Source organism: Aquitalea sp. FJL05, assembly GCF_003852595.1.
GTDB lineage: Bacteria > Pseudomonadota > Gammaproteobacteria > Burkholderiales > Chromobacteriaceae > Aquitalea > Aquitalea aquatilis.
Map to the genome: position 1 here is coordinate 207,000 of NZ_QAJS01000006.1, position 20,927 is coordinate 227,926.

At 59.4% G+C, this 20,927-nt stretch carries 22 protein-coding genes; 5 read left to right on the plus strand and 17 right to left on the minus strand.

Annotated elements, in window-relative coordinates; all coding sequences use genetic code 11:
- Positions 1–14 precede the first annotated feature (14 nt).
- Positions 15–500, minus strand: coding sequence for an acyl-CoA thioesterase (locus DBR44_RS05745; protein WP_059287108.1), 486 nt, complete (start codon positions 498–500; stop codon positions 15–17).
- 359 nt (positions 501–859) lie between these two features.
- Between DBR44_RS05745 and DBR44_RS05750 the strand changes: the two genes are divergently transcribed.
- Together DBR44_RS05750 and DBR44_RS05755 are read left to right on the plus strand one after the other, a co-directional pair.
- Positions 860–1,489, plus strand: coding sequence for a putative metalloprotease CJM1_0395 family protein (locus tag DBR44_RS05750; RefSeq protein ID WP_158613564.1), 630 nt, complete (start codon positions 860–862; stop codon positions 1,487–1,489).
- 129 nt (positions 1,490–1,618) lie between these two features.
- Positions 1,619–2,278 (plus strand): OmpA family protein, encoded by a 660-nt coding sequence (locus tag DBR44_RS05755; RefSeq protein ID WP_168190918.1) that lies wholly within the window; start codon positions 1,619–1,621, stop codon positions 2,276–2,278.
- Between the two features lie 203 nt (positions 2,279–2,481).
- Here the strand turns inward: DBR44_RS05755 and DBR44_RS05760 are convergent, their stop codons facing one another.
- Together DBR44_RS05760 and DBR44_RS05765 are read right to left on the minus strand one after the other, a co-directional pair.
- A complete protein-coding gene (locus DBR44_RS05760) occupies positions 2,482–3,165 on the minus strand; it encodes an LrgB family protein (protein ID WP_233578388.1) in 684 nt (227 codons plus the stop codon).
- Position 3,166: 1 nt separating this feature from the next.
- Positions 3,167–3,586, minus strand: a complete 420-nt coding sequence (locus tag DBR44_RS05765) for a CidA/LrgA family protein (RefSeq protein ID WP_124642915.1) — start codon at positions 3,584–3,586, stop codon at positions 3,167–3,169.
- 106 nt (positions 3,587–3,692) lie between these two features.
- On the opposite strand from DBR44_RS05765, the gene DBR44_RS05770 reads away from it, so the two are divergent.
- Together DBR44_RS05770 and DBR44_RS05775 are read left to right on the plus strand one after the other, a co-directional pair.
- The gene (locus tag DBR44_RS05770) at positions 3,693–4,583 is read left to right on the plus strand and encodes a LysR family transcriptional regulator (protein ID WP_124642917.1); all 891 of its coding nucleotides are present in this window, start codon (positions 3,693–3,695) and stop codon (positions 4,581–4,583) included.
- A 16-nt stretch (positions 4,584–4,599) separates the two neighbouring features.
- Entirely contained in the window at positions 4,600–5,037 is a 438-nt protein-coding gene (locus DBR44_RS05775; RefSeq protein WP_124642919.1) for an LEA type 2 family protein, read from the plus strand.
- 6 nt (positions 5,038–5,043) lie between these two features.
- Here the strand turns inward: DBR44_RS05775 and DBR44_RS05780 are convergent, their stop codons facing one another.
- The 14 genes from DBR44_RS05780 to DBR44_RS05845 form a co-directional block, all read right to left on the minus strand.
- On the minus strand, positions 5,044–5,478 hold the full coding sequence (locus DBR44_RS05780; RefSeq protein WP_124642921.1) for a hypothetical protein: 435 nt from the start codon (positions 5,476–5,478) through the stop codon (positions 5,044–5,046).
- 156 nt (positions 5,479–5,634) lie between these two features.
- Positions 5,635–6,519 (minus strand): succinate--CoA ligase subunit alpha, encoded by an 885-nt coding sequence (gene sucD, locus DBR44_RS05785; protein ID WP_103524282.1) that lies wholly within the window; start codon positions 6,517–6,519, stop codon positions 5,635–5,637.
- A 27-nt stretch (positions 6,520–6,546) separates the two neighbouring features.
- Positions 6,547–7,716, minus strand: a complete 1,170-nt coding sequence (sucC, locus tag DBR44_RS05790) for an ADP-forming succinate--CoA ligase subunit beta (protein ID WP_103524281.1) — start codon at positions 7,714–7,716, stop codon at positions 6,547–6,549.
- A gap of 167 nt (positions 7,717–7,883) precedes the next feature.
- Positions 7,884–9,317 carry a dihydrolipoyl dehydrogenase gene (gene lpdA / locus DBR44_RS05795; protein ID WP_124642923.1) on the minus strand — a complete coding sequence of 478 codons (1,434 nt, stop codon included), beginning with the start codon at positions 9,315–9,317 and terminating at the stop codon, positions 7,884–7,886.
- Between the two features lie 13 nt (positions 9,318–9,330).
- The gene (locus tag DBR44_RS05800) at positions 9,331–9,516 is read right to left on the minus strand and encodes a hypothetical protein (RefSeq protein WP_103524279.1); all 186 of its coding nucleotides are present in this window, start codon (positions 9,514–9,516) and stop codon (positions 9,331–9,333) included.
- A gap of 57 nt (positions 9,517–9,573) precedes the next feature.
- Positions 9,574–10,824 (minus strand): 2-oxoglutarate dehydrogenase complex dihydrolipoyllysine-residue succinyltransferase, encoded by a 1,251-nt coding sequence (gene odhB, locus DBR44_RS05805; protein ID WP_124642928.1) that lies wholly within the window; start codon positions 10,822–10,824, stop codon positions 9,574–9,576.
- A gap of 67 nt (positions 10,825–10,891) precedes the next feature.
- Positions 10,892–13,720 (minus strand): 2-oxoglutarate dehydrogenase E1 component, encoded by a 2,829-nt coding sequence (locus DBR44_RS05810; RefSeq protein ID WP_124642929.1) that lies wholly within the window; start codon positions 13,718–13,720, stop codon positions 10,892–10,894.
- A gap of 227 nt (positions 13,721–13,947) precedes the next feature.
- On the minus strand, positions 13,948–15,237 hold the full coding sequence (gene gltA, locus DBR44_RS05815) for a citrate synthase (protein ID WP_103524276.1): 1,290 nt from the start codon (positions 15,235–15,237) through the stop codon (positions 13,948–13,950).
- A gap of 63 nt (positions 15,238–15,300) precedes the next feature.
- Entirely contained in the window at positions 15,301–15,549 is a 249-nt protein-coding gene (locus DBR44_RS05820) for a succinate dehydrogenase assembly factor 2 (protein ID WP_059285416.1), read from the minus strand.
- Positions 15,546–16,256 carry a succinate dehydrogenase iron-sulfur subunit gene (locus tag DBR44_RS05825; RefSeq protein WP_045845610.1) on the minus strand — a complete coding sequence of 237 codons (711 nt, stop codon included), beginning with the start codon at positions 16,254–16,256 and terminating at the stop codon, positions 15,546–15,548. The genes DBR44_RS05820 and DBR44_RS05825 overlap by 4 nt, the downstream gene beginning before the upstream one ends.
- A gap of 13 nt (positions 16,257–16,269) precedes the next feature.
- Positions 16,270–18,042 (minus strand): succinate dehydrogenase flavoprotein subunit, encoded by a 1,773-nt coding sequence (gene sdhA, locus DBR44_RS05830; protein ID WP_124642931.1) that lies wholly within the window; start codon positions 18,040–18,042, stop codon positions 16,270–16,272.
- Positions 18,042–18,386, minus strand: a complete 345-nt coding sequence (gene sdhD / locus DBR44_RS05835) for a succinate dehydrogenase, hydrophobic membrane anchor protein (protein WP_124642933.1) — start codon at positions 18,384–18,386, stop codon at positions 18,042–18,044. The genes sdhA and sdhD overlap by 1 nt, the downstream gene beginning before the upstream one ends.
- The gene (sdhC, locus tag DBR44_RS05840) at positions 18,380–18,754 is read right to left on the minus strand and encodes a succinate dehydrogenase, cytochrome b556 subunit (protein WP_045845607.1); all 375 of its coding nucleotides are present in this window, start codon (positions 18,752–18,754) and stop codon (positions 18,380–18,382) included. Before sdhC ends, sdhD begins: the two co-directional genes overlap by 7 nt.
- A 224-nt stretch (positions 18,755–18,978) precedes the next feature.
- Positions 18,979–19,713, minus strand: a complete 735-nt coding sequence (locus DBR44_RS05845; protein ID WP_124642935.1) for a GntR family transcriptional regulator — start codon at positions 19,711–19,713, stop codon at positions 18,979–18,981.
- Between the two features lie 204 nt (positions 19,714–19,917).
- On the opposite strand from DBR44_RS05845, the gene DBR44_RS05850 reads away from it, so the two are divergent.
- Positions 19,918–20,898 (plus strand): malate dehydrogenase, encoded by a 981-nt coding sequence (locus DBR44_RS05850; RefSeq protein ID WP_124642937.1) that lies wholly within the window; start codon positions 19,918–19,920, stop codon positions 20,896–20,898.
- Positions 20,899–20,927 lie beyond the last annotated feature (29 nt).

Below are 20,927 nucleotides of genomic sequence, written 5' to 3' on the forward strand. Positions count from 1 at the left end.
GGCATTCTACCCGCTCAGCAGGGATCGCTGGTTTTTTGCTGGGCTTCCATGCGCAGCTTCTTGCGGATCTCGGCATCGCGGAAGCGCTTTTTCTGCTCGTCGGTGTCCAGGCTCAATGGCGGCACGGCCACCGCCTTGCCATCTTCAAAGGCCACCATGGTGAAGTAGCAGCTATTGGTATGGCGCACACTGCGCCGCTGGATATCCTCGGCCACCACCTTGATGCCGATCTCCATCGAAGTGCGGCCAACATGGTTGACGCTGGCCATGAAGGTAACCAGTTCGCCCACATGGATAGGCTGCTTGAACAGCACCTGGTCTACCGACAGGGTCACCACATAGCGCCCGGCATAGCGGCTGGCACAGGCGTACGCCACCTGGTCCAGCAGCTTGAGCAACACACCGCCGTGCACATTGCCGGAAAAATTGGCCATGTCCGGCATCATCAATACCGACATCACCAGTTCACGCTGGTTTTCCTGTGCTGCCTGATCTTGCATATCCCTGCTTTCCTTACCGTTATTCATTGTGGTGGCATCACGCATAGCGAGCCAATGCCTTGTGTCCAGCGCTTAGCCCAATGGCGTGCTCTGGCTGGATCGAACTTAAGCAATGTTCCGCCATTCTGCCGCAGCCACTGCGCAGTGTCGCGTTCGACATGCGGCCCATACGCCAAGCAGCCATGCTGACCGGCCAGAAACCATAGCCACCTTGCCGCAGCAATGCGGGAGTTGGTCTGGCCCTTACCCATCATGCAGACAAGCCACAAGCTCTTGAAAAACCCAGCAAATAATCTTTTTATTCAATGAATCGAACAGCACCATGCACTACACTGAAAATGTTCAGGATGGTGCAAATCATGAGCATTTCTTCCCTCTCCGCCAGCACTGGCTACCCAATCAGCAGCGGGCTGCAACACGGCCCGGCATGCAGCTGCCCGACGTGCACGGCGGCGCGCATGGCCGCGATTGCCACCCCGGTACCTGGCGTGACACCACCCTCCCCTTCCGCCATTTACAGCGGTCAGACCCTCAGCCCCGACCAGCAAAAGCAGCTGGATGAATTGCGCTCGCGTGATACCGATGTCCGCCAGCACGAGCAAGCCCACATGGCGACCGGTGGCGCTCTGGTCAGTGGCGGGGCCAGCTACAGCTATCAGGAAGGCCCCGATGGCAAGCAATATGCCATAGGCGGTGAAGTCAGCATCCGGCTGGCCGGTGGACAAAGCCCAGAGGAAACGCTGCGCAATGCCAGACAGGTGGCTGCAGCGGCGCTCGCCCCGACCGACCCTTCCGGCCAGGACCGTGCCGTGGCGGCCGCAGCCGAACAAATGGCACAGCAAGCCCAGTCCGAAATCGACAAACAGCAGCAACAGCAACTGCAGCAAGCCCAGCACAACCCCGCCATCGATACCGCCAAGGCGATTTTTGCCGCCATCGCCAACCCGCAGGCCAGCAGCAAGGGCCGGGCGGTCGATACTTTTGCCTGAGACCCTGTCACGGTCTACCCGACCAACATTTCATCCCCTGGCAGCTTGCCCGTATTAGAATGCCTGCTTTGCAGCATGATGCGCCCGCGCGGCCATCATGACTGTTCAGCTTCCGGAGATGTTTTGATGATGAATCGCCTGTCGCAGCCAGCCATGCTGTGTACGCTGGTGCTGGCTATCGCTACCAGTGCCTGCACCACCAACCCGCAAACCGGTCAGACCGAAATCAACAAGGCTGCGCTGTACGGCATTGGCGGTGCGGTGACCTGCGGCCTGATCGGTGCCGCCACCCACGGCAGCGTCGGCGCCCGCAACTCGGCACTGGCCTGCGGTGCCATCGGTGCTGGCGTTGGTGCGTATATGGACAATCAGGAAAAGAAACTGCGGGAAAAACTGGCCAACACCAGAATTGGTGTTGAGCGCGTAGGCAATCAGATCAAGCTGTCGCTGCCGGACAACGTCACCTTTGCCACCAACAGCTTCCAGCTGGGTAGCGCCGCGCAGCAGCCGCTGAGCGATATCGCCGCCGTGCTGGTGCAGTACACCGACACCAGCATTACCGTCGCCGGGCACACCGACAGCACGGGGCCGGCAGCTTATAACCAGACCCTGTCCGAGAAGCGCGCCCAGGCCGTTACCGACCAGTTGGCAACCAAGGGCGTCAACACCGTGCGTATTCGCACCATGGGTTTTGGCCCCAGCCAGCCGGTAGCCAGCAATGCCACCATAGAAGGCCGCAGCAAGAACCGCCGGGTCGAAGTGCTGATTACGCCGGACCAGGCGGCATAGTCAGGCGCAAACAGCCTCACACCACCACACCCGGCCATACCGGGTGTTTTGCTATAAGGGGCGGACAATAGGCAAAAAAATGGGCTGACCGGATAGGGTCAGCCCGAACAACGCTCGTATGGGAGTACAACAAGAGGAGAGACACCACACACCACTCCCGATGGCATGGGCTTACTACAGAGAAATCTTGGGTCCGCTCTGTATTAGACGAACCAGGCAATCAATGGCGCGGCAAACACCGTGGCAATGCCACCCAGCATCATGGTCAGGCTGGCTACCACGCCTTCTTCCGCTCCCAGCTCATTGGCCTTGGCGGTGCCGGCACCATGTGCGGCAGCACCCAGCAAGGCCCCTTTGGCCAGACGCGACCGCAGCGGCAGCAGCATCAGCATCAATTCACCCAGCAGCATCCCGGCTACACCGGTAATCACCACGAACACGGCAGTCAGGTCGGGCGAGGCACCGATGCTGGATGCCGTCGCCATGGCAAACGGTGTACTGATCGACCGTGGTGCCAGGCTTTTCTGCAGCAGCTCGGACAAACCAAAAGCCCGCGCCAGCCACACCGAACTCAATACCGCCACCGGCATCGCCACCAGCACACCGCAACTGAGCGACAGCGCATGCTTGCGGATAACCTGGCGCTGCTCGTAAATCGGGATGGCAAACGCTACCGTAGCCGGGCCAAGCAACCAGCTCAGCCAGTGCGTATCCTGAAAATAGGTGTGGTAGGGAATATGCCCGGCCACCACAGCGCCAATCACCAGCAAGGGAACCGCCAGCAATGGTGCGCTCCACCAGTTGCCAGTACGGCGGTACAGCGTCTTGGCCAGCCAGTACAAGACCAGCGTCAACACCAGACAGCCAAAAGCCAGCAGGTTTTCCATCTCAGGACACTCCATGCTGTCGCTTGCGACGCTTCAGCAGGATTTCAAACTTGTAGCCGGCATCCACCACCAGCGAAGTCACTGTCATCACCAGTACGGTAGACAACAGGATCACCAGCACGATGCGCAGACCGATGCTGCCCAGCAACTGCGGATACTGCACCACGGCAACCGTGGCCGGAATGAAAAACAGCAACATCTCGGCCAATAGCCAGCGCGCGCCACTCTTGCACCAGGACAGGGGCAACCAGCCCAGCGCCAATGCGCCCAATACCAGGAACATGCCCAGCACACCAGCGGGCACCGCAGGCAGGAAGTAATGGCTCAGGCGGCTGGCCAGCAGCCACACCAGACTGAGCAGTACCACTTGCGACAGCGTGGACAGGCTTTGCTTGACGGCAATGTTCGGCAGGTTTTTCATGATCCGGTCACTCCGCAACCAGGAAACGTGAATCGAGTATAGTCGCCACCATTTCATTCAAAAAATGAATTAAAATTATCCAACTCATTCTTAAATGGAATCGATCATGGATGTCCGGGCGCTGCGCTACTTTGTCGAAGTGGTAAAACGGCACAGTTTCACCAAGGCAGCGGAAGCCTTGTTCGTGACCCAGCCCACCATCAGCAAGATGGTGAAACAGCTGGAAGAAGAACTGGGCACACCGTTGATCATCCGCGAGGGACGCAGCTTCCGGCTGAGCGATGCTGGCAAGGTGGCGTTTGAACGGGGGCTGGATGTGCTGTCGGCCATGAGCCAGCTCAAGCACGAGCTGAGCGATCTGGCCGGTCTCTCTCGCGGCGAGCTGGTGGTGGGCCTGCCCCCCATGGTGGGTGTGGCCTTTTTCGCGCCGGTGGTCAGTACCTTTCGCGAACGCTATCCCGGCATCGAGCTGAAAATGGTGGAAGACGGCGCGCTGGCCATCGAAAACAGCGTGCGTTGCGGCGAACTGGAAATCGGCGTGGCGGTGCTGCCGGTGGACAACAGCATCTTTCAGCAATTTGCCGTGGTGCGCGACCCGCTCTGCCTGGTGGCACCGGCCGGCTCGCCCTGGCATGGCCGTTCGGTGGTCACCCTGCCCGATATCGCCGACCAGGACTTCGTGCTGTACCCGGAAGACTTCACCCTGTCCAGCCGCATCAGCCATGCCTTCCACGAAATGGGCAAGCCGCTGCATATTGTTGGCCGCAGCGCACACTGGGACTTTATCGTCGAGCTGGTTACCGCGCGGCTGGGTGTTACTCTGCTGCCACGTTCGGTAGTGGAAAGACTGGACCGGGAACTCTACGACGTGATTCCGGTATCCAACCCCTGGCTGATCTGGCATCTGGCGCTGATCTGGCAGCAAGGCGGCTATCTGTCCCATGCGGCCCGCGCCTGGATCGCCGTCACCCAGGAAGTACTGGGTGGCCTGCAATAACACTCAAGGAATGCACATGAAACCATGTCTTGCTCTGCTCATTTGCCTGTGGCTGGTCGGCTGCAGCACGCTGGGCCTGCAAAAGCCACAGGTCAGCCTGGTCGACATCCATCCGGCCGCCTCCACCCTGCTGGAACAGAACTTCGATGTCACCCTGCGGCTGCAGAACCCCAACACACTGCCACTGAGCGCCAGCGGACTGAGCTTTGATCTGGATGTTGCAGGCAACCGACTGGCCAGCGGCCTCAGCAATCAGGCGATTGCCGTGCCGGCATTGGGCGAAGCCGAGATCACGGTACGGGTCCATACCTCCACCCTGAGCTGGCTAAAGCAGCTGGGCAAGGCAGTGAATGGCACGGGCAAGCTCGACTACCAGTTGCAAGGCCGGCTGGAGGGCTTGCAAGGCGTAGCCAGCCTGCCCTTCAGCAGCAGCGGCGAATGGAAGCTGCCGTAAGCAGGCTTACTGGCGCGGTACGGCCACGCAGTCATTACCCTCAAAGCTGACTGACTCCACCTGCTGGGTCTTGCTGTTCACCACAAAATTGGTGGTGCAGCTGTAGTGCTGGATGCCGCCACCGCTGGTGCCGTCATAGACCCAGCGCCCCGGAGTTTCGATCACCCGGCTCTGGCCGTTTTCCGTCACGGTAAAGCGGCTGCCCGGCTCGAAGCGGCGATTGTCAAAATACGGTTGCTGCTGGGTATAGGACTTGCTGTAGGTATATAGCGTGTTGCCATTGGGCATGCTCATGCTCTTGCTGGGGGCACCCCAGACTGCCAGCAATTCATTGGCATCCCGGCCCTGCCAATAGTAAGCCTTCTGGGCATAGCCCTCACGGCTGGGAAAACTGCCGCAGGCGCTGGTGAGCAACACCAGCAGACATAGCCATTTGCGCATGACATTCCTTTCTTCTGCATCATGGAGCCGGGCTGGATAGACCAAGCTGAAGCCGCGCAGTTCAGCCAGCGCGGGCACTGGCAAAGCTGCATTCTAGCGCAAAAAGAAAACGCCACCCGAGGGTGGCGTTTCAGTGTACGGCTATCCGCTAAGGGATTAGATCATGCCCTTGCTTTTCAGCAGTTCGAACATGGTCTTGCCGATTTCGGCCGGGCTGCGGGTGTAGGCAATGCCTGCACGCTCGAAGGCCTTGAACTTCTCTTCGGCCGTACCCTTGCCGCCAGAGATGATGGCACCAGCGTGGCCCATGCGCTTGCCCTTGGGAGCAGTCACACCGGCGATGTAGCCGACTACCGGCTTGGTCACGTAGGCCTTGGCAAATTCGGCTGCTTCTTCTTCGGCGGTACCACCGATTTCACCGATCATCACGATGGCGTCGGTATCCGGATCGTCCTGGAACAGTTTCAGGGCGTCGATGTGGCTGGTACCCGGGATCGGGTCGCCGCCGATACCGATGCAGGTGGACTGACCCAGACCCAGCGCGGTGGTTTGTGCCACGGCTTCGTAGGTCAGGGTGCCGGAACGGGACACGATACCGATGCGGCCCGGATTGTGGATGTGCCACGGCATGATGCCGATCTTGCACTCACCCGGGGTAATGATACCCGGGCAGTTCGGGCCGATCAGGCGGATGCCGGCTTCGTCCACAGCCTTTTTCACGTACAGCATGTCCAGGGTGGGCACGCCTTCGGTGATGCAGACAATCAGCTTCACGCCGCTGTCGATGGCTTCCAGGATGGAATCCTTGGCAAAAGCTGCCGGTACGTAGATGACCGAGGCATCAGCCTGGGTTTGACGCACGGCGTCCTTCATGGTGTTGAACACCGGCAGGCCCAAATGCTCGGAACCGCCCTTGCCCGGGGTCACGCCACCAACTACCTTGGTGCCAACCTTCAGTGCCTGTTCGGCGTGGAAGGTACCGTTCTTGCCGGTGAAACCTTGCACCAGCACTTTGGTGTCTTTGTTTACCAATACGCTCATTTTGAAATCCTTATGCGGTGCAGGTGATTAAAGCGCAGCAACGGCAGCAACGATCTTCTCGGCTGCGTCGTTCAGGCCCTGGGCGGAAACCAGCTTCAGGCCGGAGTCATCCAGAATCTTGGCGCCCAATTCGGCGTTGTTGCCTTCCAGGCGCACAACCACCGGCACGGTCACGTTTACTTCCTTCACGGCGGCGATGATGGCCTCGGCAATCATGTCGCAGCGAACGATGCCGCCGAAGATGTTGATCAGCACGCCCTTGACCGAATCATCGGCCAGGATCAGCTTGAAGGCTTCAATCACGCGGTCCTTGGTGGCACCACCACCCACGTCCAGGAAGTTGGCCGGCTGGCCACCCTTCAGCTTGATGATGTCCATGGTGGCCATGGCCAGGCCAGCGCCGTTTACCATGCAGCCGATATTGCCTTCCAGCGCCACGTAGTTCAGGTCGAATTCGGAAGCTTTCACTTCACGTTCGTTTTCCTGCGACTTGTCGCGTTGTGCCAGCAGGGCCGGGTGACGGTAAAGGGCGTTGGAGTCCAGGTTGATCTTGCCATCAACGCAGGCCAGTTCGCCGTTTTCACGCAGCGCCAGCGGGTTGACTTCGAACAGGGCGAAATCGTTTTCCACGAAAGCCTGGTAAGCACCCAGCATCAGCTTGCTGAAAGCAGCGATTTGCGAACCGGACAGACCCAGGGCAAAGGCGGCATCACGCGCCTGGAAGGGCTGCATGCCCACCAGCGGGTTGATTTCGATCTTGATGATCTTTTCCGGGGTTTCTTCGGCTACTTTTTCGATTTCCACGCCGCCTTCGGTGGAGACCATGAACACAACGCGCTGGCTGCCACGGTCCACTACGGCGCCCAGGTACAGTTCACGCTGTACCGGGTACATGTCTTCGCACACCAACACGCTGTTGACCGGCTGGCCAGCGGCGTCGGTCTGGTAGGTCACCAGATTGATACCGATCAGGCTCTTGGCAACTTCAGCGGCTTCTTCGCGGCTCTTCACCACTTTGACACCACCGGCCTTGCCACGGCCACCGGCATGCACCTGGGCCTTGACGACGGCAAACTTGCCGCCCAGTTTGTCATAAGCGGCAGCGGCTTCTTCCGGCGTGGTGGCCAGAATGCCCTGTTGTACCGGCAAGCCGTATTTGGCCAGCAGCTCTTTCGCTTGGTATTCGTGCAGGTTCATCTATGGTTTCCTTTCGGTGGAAATGATGGCGGGGCCCTGTCTGGCCAACGTCTCTATTCCTTGGTCGCTTCCTCAACCCTAATGTATCGGGGCGAACCTGTTCTCGCGGCAGGTCCTACCCCATACCCTCTTTCGGGCCGTGTGAATTGTACACGGCCCCACGGCAATTAGCCGTGCAATGCGCGCTTGTCGGCAGCCAGTGCGGCTTCGTGCACCACTTCCGACAGACTCGGATGGGCGTGCACGATGCGCGCCAGATCTTCACTGGCGGCCTTGAACTCCATCGATACCACGCCTTCGGTCACCAGCTCGGACACCATCGGGCCGATCATGTGCAGGCCGAGGATGCGGTCGGTCTTGGCATCGGCCAGGATCTTGACCGTACCCTGCGCCTGACCCAGGCCCAGCGCGCGACCGTTGGCAGCGAAACCGGAAGTACCCTTCTTGTATTCGATGCCTTCAGCCTTGAGCTGTTCTTCGGTCTTGCCCACCCAGGCGATTTCCGGCGAGGTGTAGATCACCCACGGAATCACGCCGAAATCGACGTGCGGCTTCTGGCCGGCGATACGCTCTGCCACCGCAACGCCTTCTTCCGAAGCCTTGTGTGCCAGCATCGGGCCACGTACCACGTCGCCAATCGCCCAGATACCCGGCAGATTGCTGTGGCAGTGGTCGTCCACGGCAACAAAACCACGCTCGTCCAGTTGCAGGCCAACGGCTTCCGCACCCAGACCAGCGGTGTTCGGTACGCGACCGATGGACACGATCAGCTTGTCGAATTCAGCAGCCACGGCTTCGCCGTTCAGCTCGTAGTGAACGGTAACGTGCTTCTTGGTGGCCTTGATTTCACCAATCTTCACGCCCAGCTTGATGTCCAGACCGGTGTCCTTGGTCAGGGTCTTGAAGGCTTCCTTGGCGATCTGCTGGTCGGCAGCAGCCAGGAAGGTCGGTGCGGCTTCCAGGATGGTGACTTCTGCACCCAGACGCTTCCACACGCTACCCATTTCCAGGCCGATCACACCGGCACCGATCACGCCCAGGCGCTTCGGTACAGCGGTGAGCGCCAGCGCGCCTTCGTTGTCCAGCACCATGTGGTTGTCGGTAGCCAGGCCCGGCAGCTGACGCGGGCTGGAGCCGGTGGCGATGATGACGTTGGTCGCTTCCAGCGTGTCAACCACCGCGCCGTTGTCAGTCACTTCAATCAGCCATTTGTCGCCCTGGCGGCCTTTCAGCGCAGCCAGACCGTGGATATTGGCGACCTTGTTCTTCTTGAACAGGAAGCTGATACCAGCGGCGTTCTTGGTGATGATGCCGGTCTTGCGATCCAGCATGGCGGCCACGTCCATCTTGGCACCGGACACGGTGATGCCATGCTTGGCAAAGTCGTGCTGTACCGCGTGGAAGTTTTCCGAGGACTGCAGCAGCGCCTTGGACGGGATGCAACCCACGTTCAGGCAGGTGCCACCCAGCGAAGGCTTGCCTTCCGGGTTCTTGAAGGCATCCACGCAAGCGGTGTTGAAACCGAGCTGGGCTGCACGAATGGCAGCCACATAACCGCCGGGGCCGCCGCCGATAACGACGACATCAAACTGTTGGCTCATTGATTTTCCTTGATCAGAACTTGCCGACCTTGAACAGCAAGATCCCGAAAGCAATCATGAACACGGCGATGATGAGCTTGCCCACCAGGCTGTAGCGGTCTTCGCGAATGCCGCGCTGATGCTTCTTCCAGGTCAGTACCGCGATGGCCACACCGGCCAGGATGGAAGCTACCGCATAAAGCCAGTCAGGCAAAATCATCATTTCTCCGTTCACATTATTCAAAGTGGCCGCAAGACAACTTGCGGCCAACAACTATTACAGGTCGAGGATCAGGCGGGCCGGATCTTCGATGGCGTCCTTGATGGCTACCAGGCTCAGTACCGCTTCGCGACCATCGATGATGCGGTGGTCGTACGACTGGGCAAGGTACATCATCGGGCGCACAACAACTTGACCATTCTCAACCACGGCGCGCTCCTTGGTAGCGTGCATGCCCAGAATGGCCGATTGCGGCGGGTTGATGATGGGGGTGGACATCATGGAACCGAAAGTACCGCCATTGGAAATGGTGTAAGTACCGCCGGTCAGCTCTTCCACGGTCAGCTTGCCTTCCTGGGCGCGCTTGCCGAAGTCGGCGATCTGCTTCTCGATCTCAGCCAGGCTCAGCTGGTCAGCATTGCGGATCACCGGCACTACCAGACCACGCGGGCTGCCTACGGCCACGCCGATGTCAAAGTAGCCGTGGTAGATGATGTTGTTGCCATCAACCGAAGCATTGACGATGGGGTATTTCTTCAGCGCGGCAACCACGGCCTTGACGAAGAAGCCCATGAAACCCAGCTTCACGCCGTGTTCCTTCTCGAACTTGTCCTTGTAGCGTGCACGCAGGTCCATCAACGGCTTCATGTTGATTTCGTTGAAGGTGGTGAGGATGGCGTTGGTCTGCTGGCTCATCACCAGACGCTCGGCCACACGCTGGCGCAGGCGGGACATCGGCACGCTCTGTTCCGGACGATCGCCCAGCACGGCAGCCACGTTCACGGCAGCCGGGGTGGCGGCCAGGGCAACACCGGCGTTGCCGGCGTGGGCCAGTACCGGACCAGCTTGCGACGGTGCAGCGGCAGCAGCCTGTACGTCTTCTTTCAGCACACGGCCGTCACGGCCGGAGCCAGCCACATTGGCCAGATTGACGCCGGTTTCGGCAGCCAGCTTGGCAGCCGACGGCATGGCAGCGCCACCCGGTGCAGCGGCCGGAGCAGCTTGTACGGCAGCCGGAGCGGCAACAGCCGGCGCTGCAGCAACCGCAGCCGGTGCATCACCTGCCTTGGCGGCGGTGTCGATACGGGCGATCAGCTGACCGGAAACCACGGTGGCGCCGTCTTGTTCGATGATTTCAACAATCACGCCAGCCTGCGGTGCCGGCAGTTCCAGCACGACCTTGTCGGTTTCCAGATCGATGACGTTTTCGTCGCGATTGACGAAATCGCCGGCTTTCTTGTGCCAGGTCATCAGCGTGGCTTCGGAAACGGACTCAGGCAGTTGGGGGACTTTGACTTCAATAATCATGTTCTTCTCCAGAGCGGGGCAGCTGCGGTGCTGCCCCCGTCATATCATTCGTTGTGATGGCGTGTACTTACTTGGCAATCGTCATGGCTTCTTCGACGAAGGACTTGAGCTGGGCAACGTGCTTGCTCATATAGCCTACGGCCGGGGAAGCAGAGGACGGACGACCAGCGAACGACAAGAACTGCTTGCCGCTCAGCAGACCTTCCAGGCGATGGCGAATCTGGTACCAGGCACCCTGGTTACGCGGCTCTTCCTGCACCCACATCACTTCCTTGGCTTGCGGGAAGCGTGCCAGTTCGGCGGCTACCTGCTCGGTCGGGAAGGGATACAACTGCTCGATACGCACGATGGCAACCTCGTCTTCCACGCCCTTGTCTTTGCGGCCAGCCGCCAGGTCGTAATACACCTGACCGGCACACAGCACGACGCGCTTCACCTTCTTCGGATCCTGCACCACGGCGTCGCCGATCACCGGGCGGAAGCTGCCGTTGGTGAAGGCTTCGATCGGGCTCATGGAATCCTTGAAGCGCAGCAGGCGCTTGGACAGGAAGATCACCAGCGGCTTGCGATACGGACGCAGCACCTGACGGCGCAGCATGTGGAACATCTGGCTGGCTTCGGACGGCATCACGATCTGCATATTGTGCTCGGCGCACAGTTGCAGCCAGCGTTCCAGACGGGCGGAGGAGTGTTCCGGGCCCTGGCCATCGTAGCCGTGCGGCAGGATGGTGGTCAGGCCACACAGACGGCCCCACTTGGTTTCGCCAGAAGAAATGAACTGGTCAATCGCCACCTGGGCACCGTTGGCGAAGTCGCCAAACTGGGCTTCCCAGATCACCAGCTGGTCCGGAGCGGAACAGGCATAGCCGTATTCGTAGGCCAGTACGGCTTCTTCGTTGAGGATGGAGTCGATCACCAGGAAATCAGCCTGGTTGTCCGACATATTGCGCAGCGGTACGTAGGAACCCTGGTCCCAACGCTCGCGGTTCTGGTCGTGCAGCACGGCATGGCGATGGGAGAAGGTGCCGCGACCGGAGTCTTCACCGGACAGGCGTACACCGAAACCATTGGTCACCAGACTGGCGTAGGCCAGAGTCTCGGCCATGCCCCAGTCGGCATTCTGTTCACCGGCAGCCATCGCCTTGCGTGCAGCCAGCACTTTCTGCACGGTGGGGTGCAGCTTGAAGCCTTCCGGCAGTGTGGTGAACTTTTCAGTCAGACGCTGGATGTCGGCGCGCGGCAGCGAGGTATCGGTGGGGTGTGCCCAGTGGGTACCCAGATACTGGCTCCAGTCCAGGGCGTGTTCGCGCTTGTAGTTGGTGAGCGCGGTCTGTTCCACGTGCTCGCCCTTGTCCAGCGCGTCGCGGTAGGCCTGGATCATGCCTTCGGCTTCTTCGGCCTTCAGCACGCCTTCCTGTACCAGACGCTCGGCATACATGGCGCGCACGCCCTGATGCTTGGCAATCTTCTTGTACATCATCGGCTGGGTCAGGAAGGGATCATCACCTTCGTTATGGCCCAGTTTGCGGTAGCAGACCAGGTCGATGACCACGTCCTTGTTGAACTGCATGCGGTAGTCCAGCGCAGCCTGCATCACATAGCAGACGGCTTCCGGATCATCACCGTTGACGTGCAGGATGGGCGCTTCGACCATCTTGGCCACGTCGGTACAGTACAGGGTGGAACGCATGTCGCGCGTATCCGAGGTGGTGAAGCCAACCTGGTTGTTGATCACGATGTGGATGGTGCCGCCGGTACCGTAGCCACGGGTTTGCGACAGGTTGAAGGTACCCTGGTTGACACCCAGGCCGCCAAAGGCGGAGTCACCGTGGATCAGCACCGGCACGGCGCACTTGCGCTCGTTGTCCTTGCGACGATCCTGACGGGCGCGTACCGAACCTTCCACCACCGGGTTGACGATTTCCAGGTGGGACGGGTTGAACGCCAGCGACACGTGCATCGGGCCATTGGCCGTGGGGATGTCGGAGGAGAAACCCATGTGGTACTTCACGTCGCCGGAGGCCATCTGCTGGGCCGCCTTGCCTTCGAATTCGGCGAACAGGTCACGCGGCTGTTTGCCCAGCGTGTTCACCAGTACGTTCAGACGGCCACGGTGGGCCATGCCGATGATCAGTTCTTGCACACCCACCGAGGTGGCGTTGTGGATCAGGTGATCCAGCGCAGCGATGGTCGATTCACCGCCTTCCAGCGAGAAGCGTTTCTGGCCAACGTATTTGGTATGCAGATAGCGTTCCAGGGTCTCGGCCGCCGTGATCTGCTTGAGGATGCGCAGTTTCTTGCCGGCGTCGTAGCGCGGGGTGGACAGATCGCCTTCAAAGCGCTTCTGTACCCAGTGCTTCTCGTCCGACTTGGTGATGTGCATGAACTCCAGGCCGATGTTGCCGCAGTAGGTCTGCTTCAGGCGCGACAGGATGTCGGACAGCGGCAGCTTCTGCGGCGCCACCAGCGAGCCCACATTGAACTGCACCGCCATGTCGGCATCGGTCAGGCCATGCTTGACCGGATCCAGCTCGCGCAAGGTTTCCTGATCCATGCGCTTGAGCGGGTCGAGGTTGGCCTGACGGGAACCCAGTACGCGGTAGGCCGAAATCAGCTTCAGCACACCCACCTGCTTTTGCATGGTTTCCCATTCGCCGCCGCTGCTGTTGCGCGGGCCGCTGGCCGGTTTCTTGGCCAGTTGAATGAAGGATTCCTGGATGGGCATGTGGGGTACATCGCGCTCGGCTGCGCCCGGAGCCTGGGCCAGCTTGTCGAAGTATTCACGCCATTCGGCTGGAACCGAATTCGCATCAGCGAGGTACTGTTCGTACAGTTCCTCGATGAACGGTGCATTCCCACCGAACAGGTAGGAATGACTGTACATGGATTGCATCATTATTCGACCCTTTGTTATCTACGTACGTATCTACGTTTGGCTACATTGCTGCGTGGAGAAAGCGTTGTGGAAAAGACGCAAGAAGGGCCTTCGTGAGGAAGGGCAAATCCGTCTCCATTCTTTTCCGCAGCGCTCTGTCGGCGTCTGTCGTGAAACCGGCTACTGTATTCTGTTAAACAGGCTAAAAAGTTGGCCGAAACGTGTCCGGCCAACTTGTCACAGCTTGATCAGCGCTTGTCGATATCGACAATATCGCGGCGCGGGGCGCCGGTGTACAGCTGACGCGGACGGCCGATCTTCATCGCCGGGTCACCGATCATTTCGCTCCAGTGCGCGATCCAGCCCACGGTACGGGCCAGGGCGAAGATCGGAGTGAACATCGATACCGGAATGCCGATGGCGGACAGCACGATACCCGAGTAGAAGTCCACGTTCGGGTACAGCTTGCGCTCGATGAAGTACGGATCTTCCAGGGCGATCTTTTCCAGCGCCATGGCCAGCTTGAACTTCGGATCGTTGTGCAGGCCCAGTTCGTTCAGCACTTCGTCGCAAGTGGTCTTCATGATGGCGGCGCGCGGGTCCATGTTCTTGTACACGCGGTGGCCGAAGCCCATCAGTTTGTAACGCTTGTCCTTCACGCCTTGCATGAAGTCGGCCACGTTGTCCACGCTGCCGATTTCGTCCAGCATCTTCAGCACGGCTTCGTTGGCACCACCGTGGGACGGGCCCCACAGGCAGGCGATACCGGCAGCGATACATGCGAACGGGTTGGCACCGGAGGAGCCGGCCAGACGCACGGTGGAGGTGGAGGCATTCTGCTCGTGATCGGCGTGCAGGGTGAAGATGCGGTCCAGCGCGCGCGCCAGAACCGGGTTCACCTTGTACTCTTCACACGGGGTGGAGAACATCATGTGCAGGAAGTTTTCCGCATAGGTCAGGCCATTCTTCGGGTAGGAGAACGGCAGGCCCTTGTTGTAGCGGTAGGCTTGTGCAGCGATGGTCGGCAGCTTGGCCACCAGACGGTGGGCCGAAATGCGACGGTGTTCCGGATTGGTGATGTCCAGCGAGTCGTGGTAGAAGGCAGACAGCGCACCTACCACACCCACCATCACGGCCATCGGGTGTGCGTCACGACGGAAGCCCTTGAACAGGCTCATCAGCTGATCGTGCAGCATGTTGTGGCGCATCACGCCACGTTCGAATTCCTTGCGCTGTGCGGCAGTCGGCATTTCGCCGTTCAGCAACAGGTAGCACACTTCCAGGTAATCGCTCTTTTCTGCCAGCTGTTCGATCGGATAGCCGCGGTAGTAGAGCTGACCCAGATCACCGTCGATGAAGGTGATGGCGGACTCGCAGCTGGCGGTAGCCAGGAAGCCCGGGTCAAAGGTAAACATGCCGGTTTTGGAGAAGGCACGGATATCGACGACATCCGGACCCAGAGTGCCGGACAGAACCGGCATTTCCAGGTTGTCCTTGCCCTCGTTGTAAGTGAGCGTCACTTTGCGGTTGGTTTCCACAGCAATACTCCCAGTCAGTTTTGTGGTGTTGTAATAATCGTTTTGGGCCCTGCATCCTGTGGCTCAGACAGCCCGCAGGATCTCGATGATGGCGGCCTCTTCCGGATCGTCCAGGTCAGCCTTGCCGTTCACCACATCCAGAAAATCGGTGTCGGGCAAATCGAGAATACGCTTGTAGGCGTCGATCTCCGCCGGGGAGAGTGAATCGAAACGCTGGGCAAAAAACCGCTCCAGCACCAGATCCAGCTCCAGCAAGCCCCGGCGGGACCGCCAACGGATCCGTTTGAGTTCAATCGGATCGTAGGCGGTCATACTGCACGCTTGACCATCAGGTCCTTGATCTTGCCGATGGCCTTGGTCGGGTTCAGACCCTTGGGGCAGACATCAACACAATTCATGATGGTGTGACAACGGAACAGGCGGTAGGGATCTTCCAGGTTGTCCAGACGCTCGTTGATGGCGGTGTCGCGGGTATCGGCAATGAAGCGATACGCTGCGAGCAGGCCGGCCGGGCCAACGAATTTGTCCGGATTCCACCAGAACGACGGGCAGGACGTGGAGCAGCAGGCGCACAGAATGCACTCGTACAGACCGTTCAGCTCTTCGCGGTCTTCCGGGCTTTGCAGGCGCTCGCGTTCCGGCGGCGGCGTGTCGTTGATCACATACGGCTTGATCGAGTGGTATTGCTTGAAAAACTGGGTCATGTCCACGATCAGGTCGCGCACCACCGGCAGGCCCGGCAGCGGGCGCAGTTCGATCGGTTGCTTCAGATCGCGAAAATCGGTCAGACAGGCCAGGCCGTTCTTGCCGTTGATGTTCATGGCATCCGAACCACATACGCCTTCGCGGCAGGAGCGGCGGAAGGTGATGGTGTCGTCCTTCACCTTGAGCTTGGTCAGCGCATCCAGCAGTTTGCGGTCGGTGGAATCCAGCTCGACGCTGATGTCCTGCATGTAGGGCTTGGCATCCTTGTCCGGATCGTAACGGTAGATGCGGAATTTGACGGTTTCAGTAGTCATCTTGTTCAAGCCCTTAGTAGGAACGGGTCTTCAGAGCGATGGTGTCGACAGTCAGCGGCTGCATGTTCACCGGCTTGTATTCCAGACGGTTGCCATCGCGCGACCACAGGGTGTGCTTCAGCCAGTTGGCATCGTCACGACCATTCGGCGTTTCGGCAGTATCCGGCGCATCGTCACGCACGTGGGCACCACGGGATTCGGTACGGGCATTGGCCGAGATCATGGTGGCCTTGGCCACTTCGATCAGGTTTTCCAGCTCCAGGGCTTCGATACGCGCCATGTTGAATACGCTGGATTGGTCGGAAATTTCGGTCTGTTGAACCATCTTTTCCACTTCCAGAATTTTCTCAACACCTTGTGCCAGCATGTCCTTGAAGCGGAACACACCGCAGTGCGCCTGCATGGTGCGCTGCATGGCGGTACGGGCATCGTTCACGGCAACGCCATTGGTCTGCTTGTTCAGGCGCTCAACGCGAGCGACGGAACGCTCAACATCGGACGTGGCCAGATCCGGCAGCTCCAGCGGTTGTTGCTTGATGAAGTCGATCATCGAATTGGCCGAGCTCTTGCCGAATACCAGCAGGTCGAGCAGGGAGTTGGTACCCAGACGGTTGGCACCGTGTACCGATGCACAAGCACATTCGCCAGCAGCATAGAAACCGTTTACCGGCTTGCCGCCTACCACCACTTCACCGTGGTAGTTGGTGGGGATGCCGCCCATCTGATAGTGGCAGGTCGGCACGACCGGAATCGGCGCCTTGATCGGGTCAACACCGGCAAACTTGATCGAGATTTCACGGATGCCCGGCAGCTTGGACATGATCACTTCGGGGTCGAGGTGAGTGATGTCCAGCAGCACGTGATCCTTGTTCGGGCCGCAACCACGACCTTCGTTGATCTCGGTCACCATGGCGCGGGATACCACGTCACGCGAAGCCAGATCCTTGGCATTCGGTGCATAGCGTTCCATGAAGCGCTCACCTTCGCTGTTGCGCAGAATGCCGCCTTCACCACGTACGCCTTCGGTAATCAGCACACCAGCACCGGCCACGCCGGTGGGGTGGAACTGCCAGAATTCCATGTCTTCCAGCGGGATGCCGGCACGAGCGGCCATACCCAGGCCATCACCGGTATTGATGAAGGCATTGGTGGAAGAAGCGTAGATACGACCGGCACCGCCAGTAGCAAACAGGGTGGCCTTGGCCTGGAATACCACGATTTCCGAGGTTTCCATTTCCATGGCGATCACGCCCTGCACATTGCCGTCGGCGTCGCGAATCAGGTCCAGCGCCATCCATTCCACAAAGAAATGGGTGTTGGCGCGCACATTGCGCTGATACAGCGCGTGCAGCATGGCATGACCGGTACGGTCGGCGGCAGCACAGGCGCGACGCACCGGCTTTTCACCGAAGTTGGACATGTGACCGCCAAACGGACGCTGGTAGATGGTGCCATCAGCGTTACGGTCGAACGGCATGCCGAAGTGTTCCAGCTCGGTCACGACCTTCGGTGCCTCGCGGCACATGAATTCGATGGCATCCTGGTCGCCCAGCCAGTCCGACCCCTTGACGGTGTCGTACATATGCCAGTGCCAGTGATCTTCCTCGGAGTTACCCAGCGAGGCGGATACACCGCCCTGTGCTGCCACGGTGTGGGAGCGGGTGGGGAATACCTTGGACAGTACGGCAGTCTTCAGGCCAGCTTCGGACAGCTGCAGGGCGGCACGCATGCCGGCACCACCTGCGCCAACGATTACTGCATCAAAATGACGAACAGGTACGCCCATTACAGCCCCCAGACAACTTTAACGGAATAGATGAAACAGGACACAAGCCACACGATGGTGAAGGCATGCAGCGTCAGACGCAGGCCGGTGGGCTTGATGTAGTCCATCCACACATCGCGAATACCAACCCATACGTGCAGGAAGACTGCCAGCAGGGTGGTCTGGGTCAGCACTTGCACCCAGGTTTGTGCGAAGAAGTCTTTCCAGCCTGCATAGCTGGACGGCATGGTCAGCAGGAACAGCGCCAGAGCTACGGTATAGATCACCATGATGGTGGCCGTCACGCGCTGCATGACCCAGTCGCGCAAACCGTAGTGAGCGCCGATGACAGAGCGGTTTACCATAGAGCTACTCCCAGAATCAGAGTCAGGGCCAGGCTAACCACCACCACAGTCTTGGCGGTAGCACGGGCAGTTTGCAGTTCCAGACCCTTGTGGATATCCAGGAACAGGAAACGAATACCGGCACAGAAGTGATGCATGTAGGCCCACAACAAGCCGATGAGGATGATCTTCATCAGCGGATGCGCGACTACGGCACGGTAGGTTTCAAAGGACTCTGCTGAACTGAGCGAACCATGAAGGAGGTAGATCAACAGCGGGAGGGAAAAGAAGAGCGCCACACCACTGACCCGGTGCAGGATCGAGACAATACCCGGGATGGGCAGTCTGATCGTGGCCAGATCCAGGTGCTTCGGTCGTTGCTTCTGCATATGGCTTCCTTGGATGTATTTGAACCAAGTGGTTATCTCCGGGCCCCTGTCTGGAAGCCCGCCTGAAAGGTCCGCCCTTGTAAAAACCGGGTGGTCCCTCTCAATACTGAACATCATGCTGCCCGATGCTGCAGGGCAATATGATCTGGAAATTCTAGCAAAAATCACCTGCCTGCTGCCCGTTTTTTGCCGGACAAGCGACATTGCCATGCTGGCAGGCGACATCAACAGCCCTTTTGCAGCAGCGCCAGATCACGACTCAGGCAGTAGCGCTGCCGCCATTCCACTCTCTCTCCAACTGACGAAAAGGTCAGTCTGAGCACACTCAATACCGGCTCTTCCAGCGCTGCGCCGGACAAACCCAGCAAACTCGCATCTTCGCGCGGCAACATGACAGCGCGGTACTGCTCGCGGCTTTCTACCACCCTTACACCAAAGCGCTGTTGCAAGGTGGCATACACCCCGGTTGCAGAGCGAAACCAGCGCGCTTCCATGCCATCAAATCGTTCAGCCGGCAGGTAGGCTTCATCCAGCGCCACCGGCCTGCCCTGCCCGCGCCACAACTGGCGCACCCGAAACATCGGCGCATGCCGGCGCAACTGCAGCGCCACCGCCATGTCATCGCTGGCATTGACCCGCGAGATGGCAAGAAACTCACAGCTCAGACGATCCGGCATTTCGTCGAACACCCCGGGCGACTGCAGCAAGGACGCTCCCCAGTCACTGAGCACGGCGGCAACAAAAGTGCCCTTGCCCTGCTGACGGTATAGCAGGCCATCCGCCACCAGCTCACCCAGCGCCTTGCGCACTGTTCCCTGACTCACCGACATCTCTGCCGCCAGGTCCCATTCACTGGGCAGTGCATCATGTTCCAGCCACTCGCCCTCGGCGATACGACGCAGCAAAAACTGCTTGATTTGCACATAAAGCGGCTGACGACGCGGAGCATTAGCAATCATGTAGTGGCTTTGTATCATCAAATAAATCAAGCGTAAAGGGATGTCTTATATAAGACACAAGACATAAGGCAGCTTATCAGAATTTCTGATGGGGAATCCAGTGCCACATGGTCTACACTCCGTGATACACTCGCTTCACACTTATAGTGCAGAGCAACATCTGCAATTTGAGACAGTCCCGGATATCTAAAGGAGAGTCCACCAATGAAAGCTCCCGTTCGCGTTGCCGTTACCGGCGCTGCTGGTCAGATTGGCTACAGCCTGCTGTTCCGTATCGCCAGTGGTGAAATGCTGGGCAAAGACCAGCCGGTCATCCTGCAACTGCTCGACCTGCCGCAAGCCCAGACCGCCGTTAAGGGCGTGATGATGGAACTGGAAGACTGTGCCTTCCCGCTGCTGGCCGGCATGGTTGCCACTGACGACCCGAACGTCGCTTTCAAGGACGCTCAAGTTGCACTGCTGGTGGGTGCCCGCCCGCGTAGCAAGGGCATGGAACGCAAGGACCTGCTGGAAGCCAACGGTGCCATCTTCACCGTTCAGGGCAAGGCACTGAATGACCATGCCGACCGCAATGTCCGCGTTCTGGTGGTAGGCAACCCGGCCAACACCAACGCCTGGATCGCCATGAAGAGCGCTCCGGACCTGAACCCGAAAAATTTCACCGCCATGTTGCGTCTGGACCACAACCGCGCCCTGTCGCAACTGGCTGCCAAGACCGGCAAGCCGGTGGCTTCGATCAAGGACCTGGCGGTATGGGGCAACCACTCGCCGACCATGTACGCCGACTACCGCTTCGCCACCATTGATGGCCAATCGGTAAAAGCCATGATCAACGACGAAGCCTGGAACCGTGACGTATTCCTGCCGACAGTAGGCAAGCGTGGCGCTGCCATCATCGAAGCACGTGGCCTGTCCTCTGCTGCTTCCGCCGCCAATGCCGCCATCGACCACATCCACGACTGGGTGCTGGGCAGCAATGGCAAGTGGGTGACCATGGGCATTCCGTCCGACGGTTCCTACGGCATTCCGGAAGGCGTGATGTACGGTTTCCCGGTTGTATGCGAAAATGGCGAATACAAAATCGTCGAAGGTCTGGAAGTGGACGAGTTCAGCCGCGAACGCATGAACTTCACCCTGGCCGAGCTGGAAGAAGAGCGCGCAGCTGTCGCTCACCTGTTTGGCTAAGCACTAGCCAGATCAGCGAAAAGCGCACC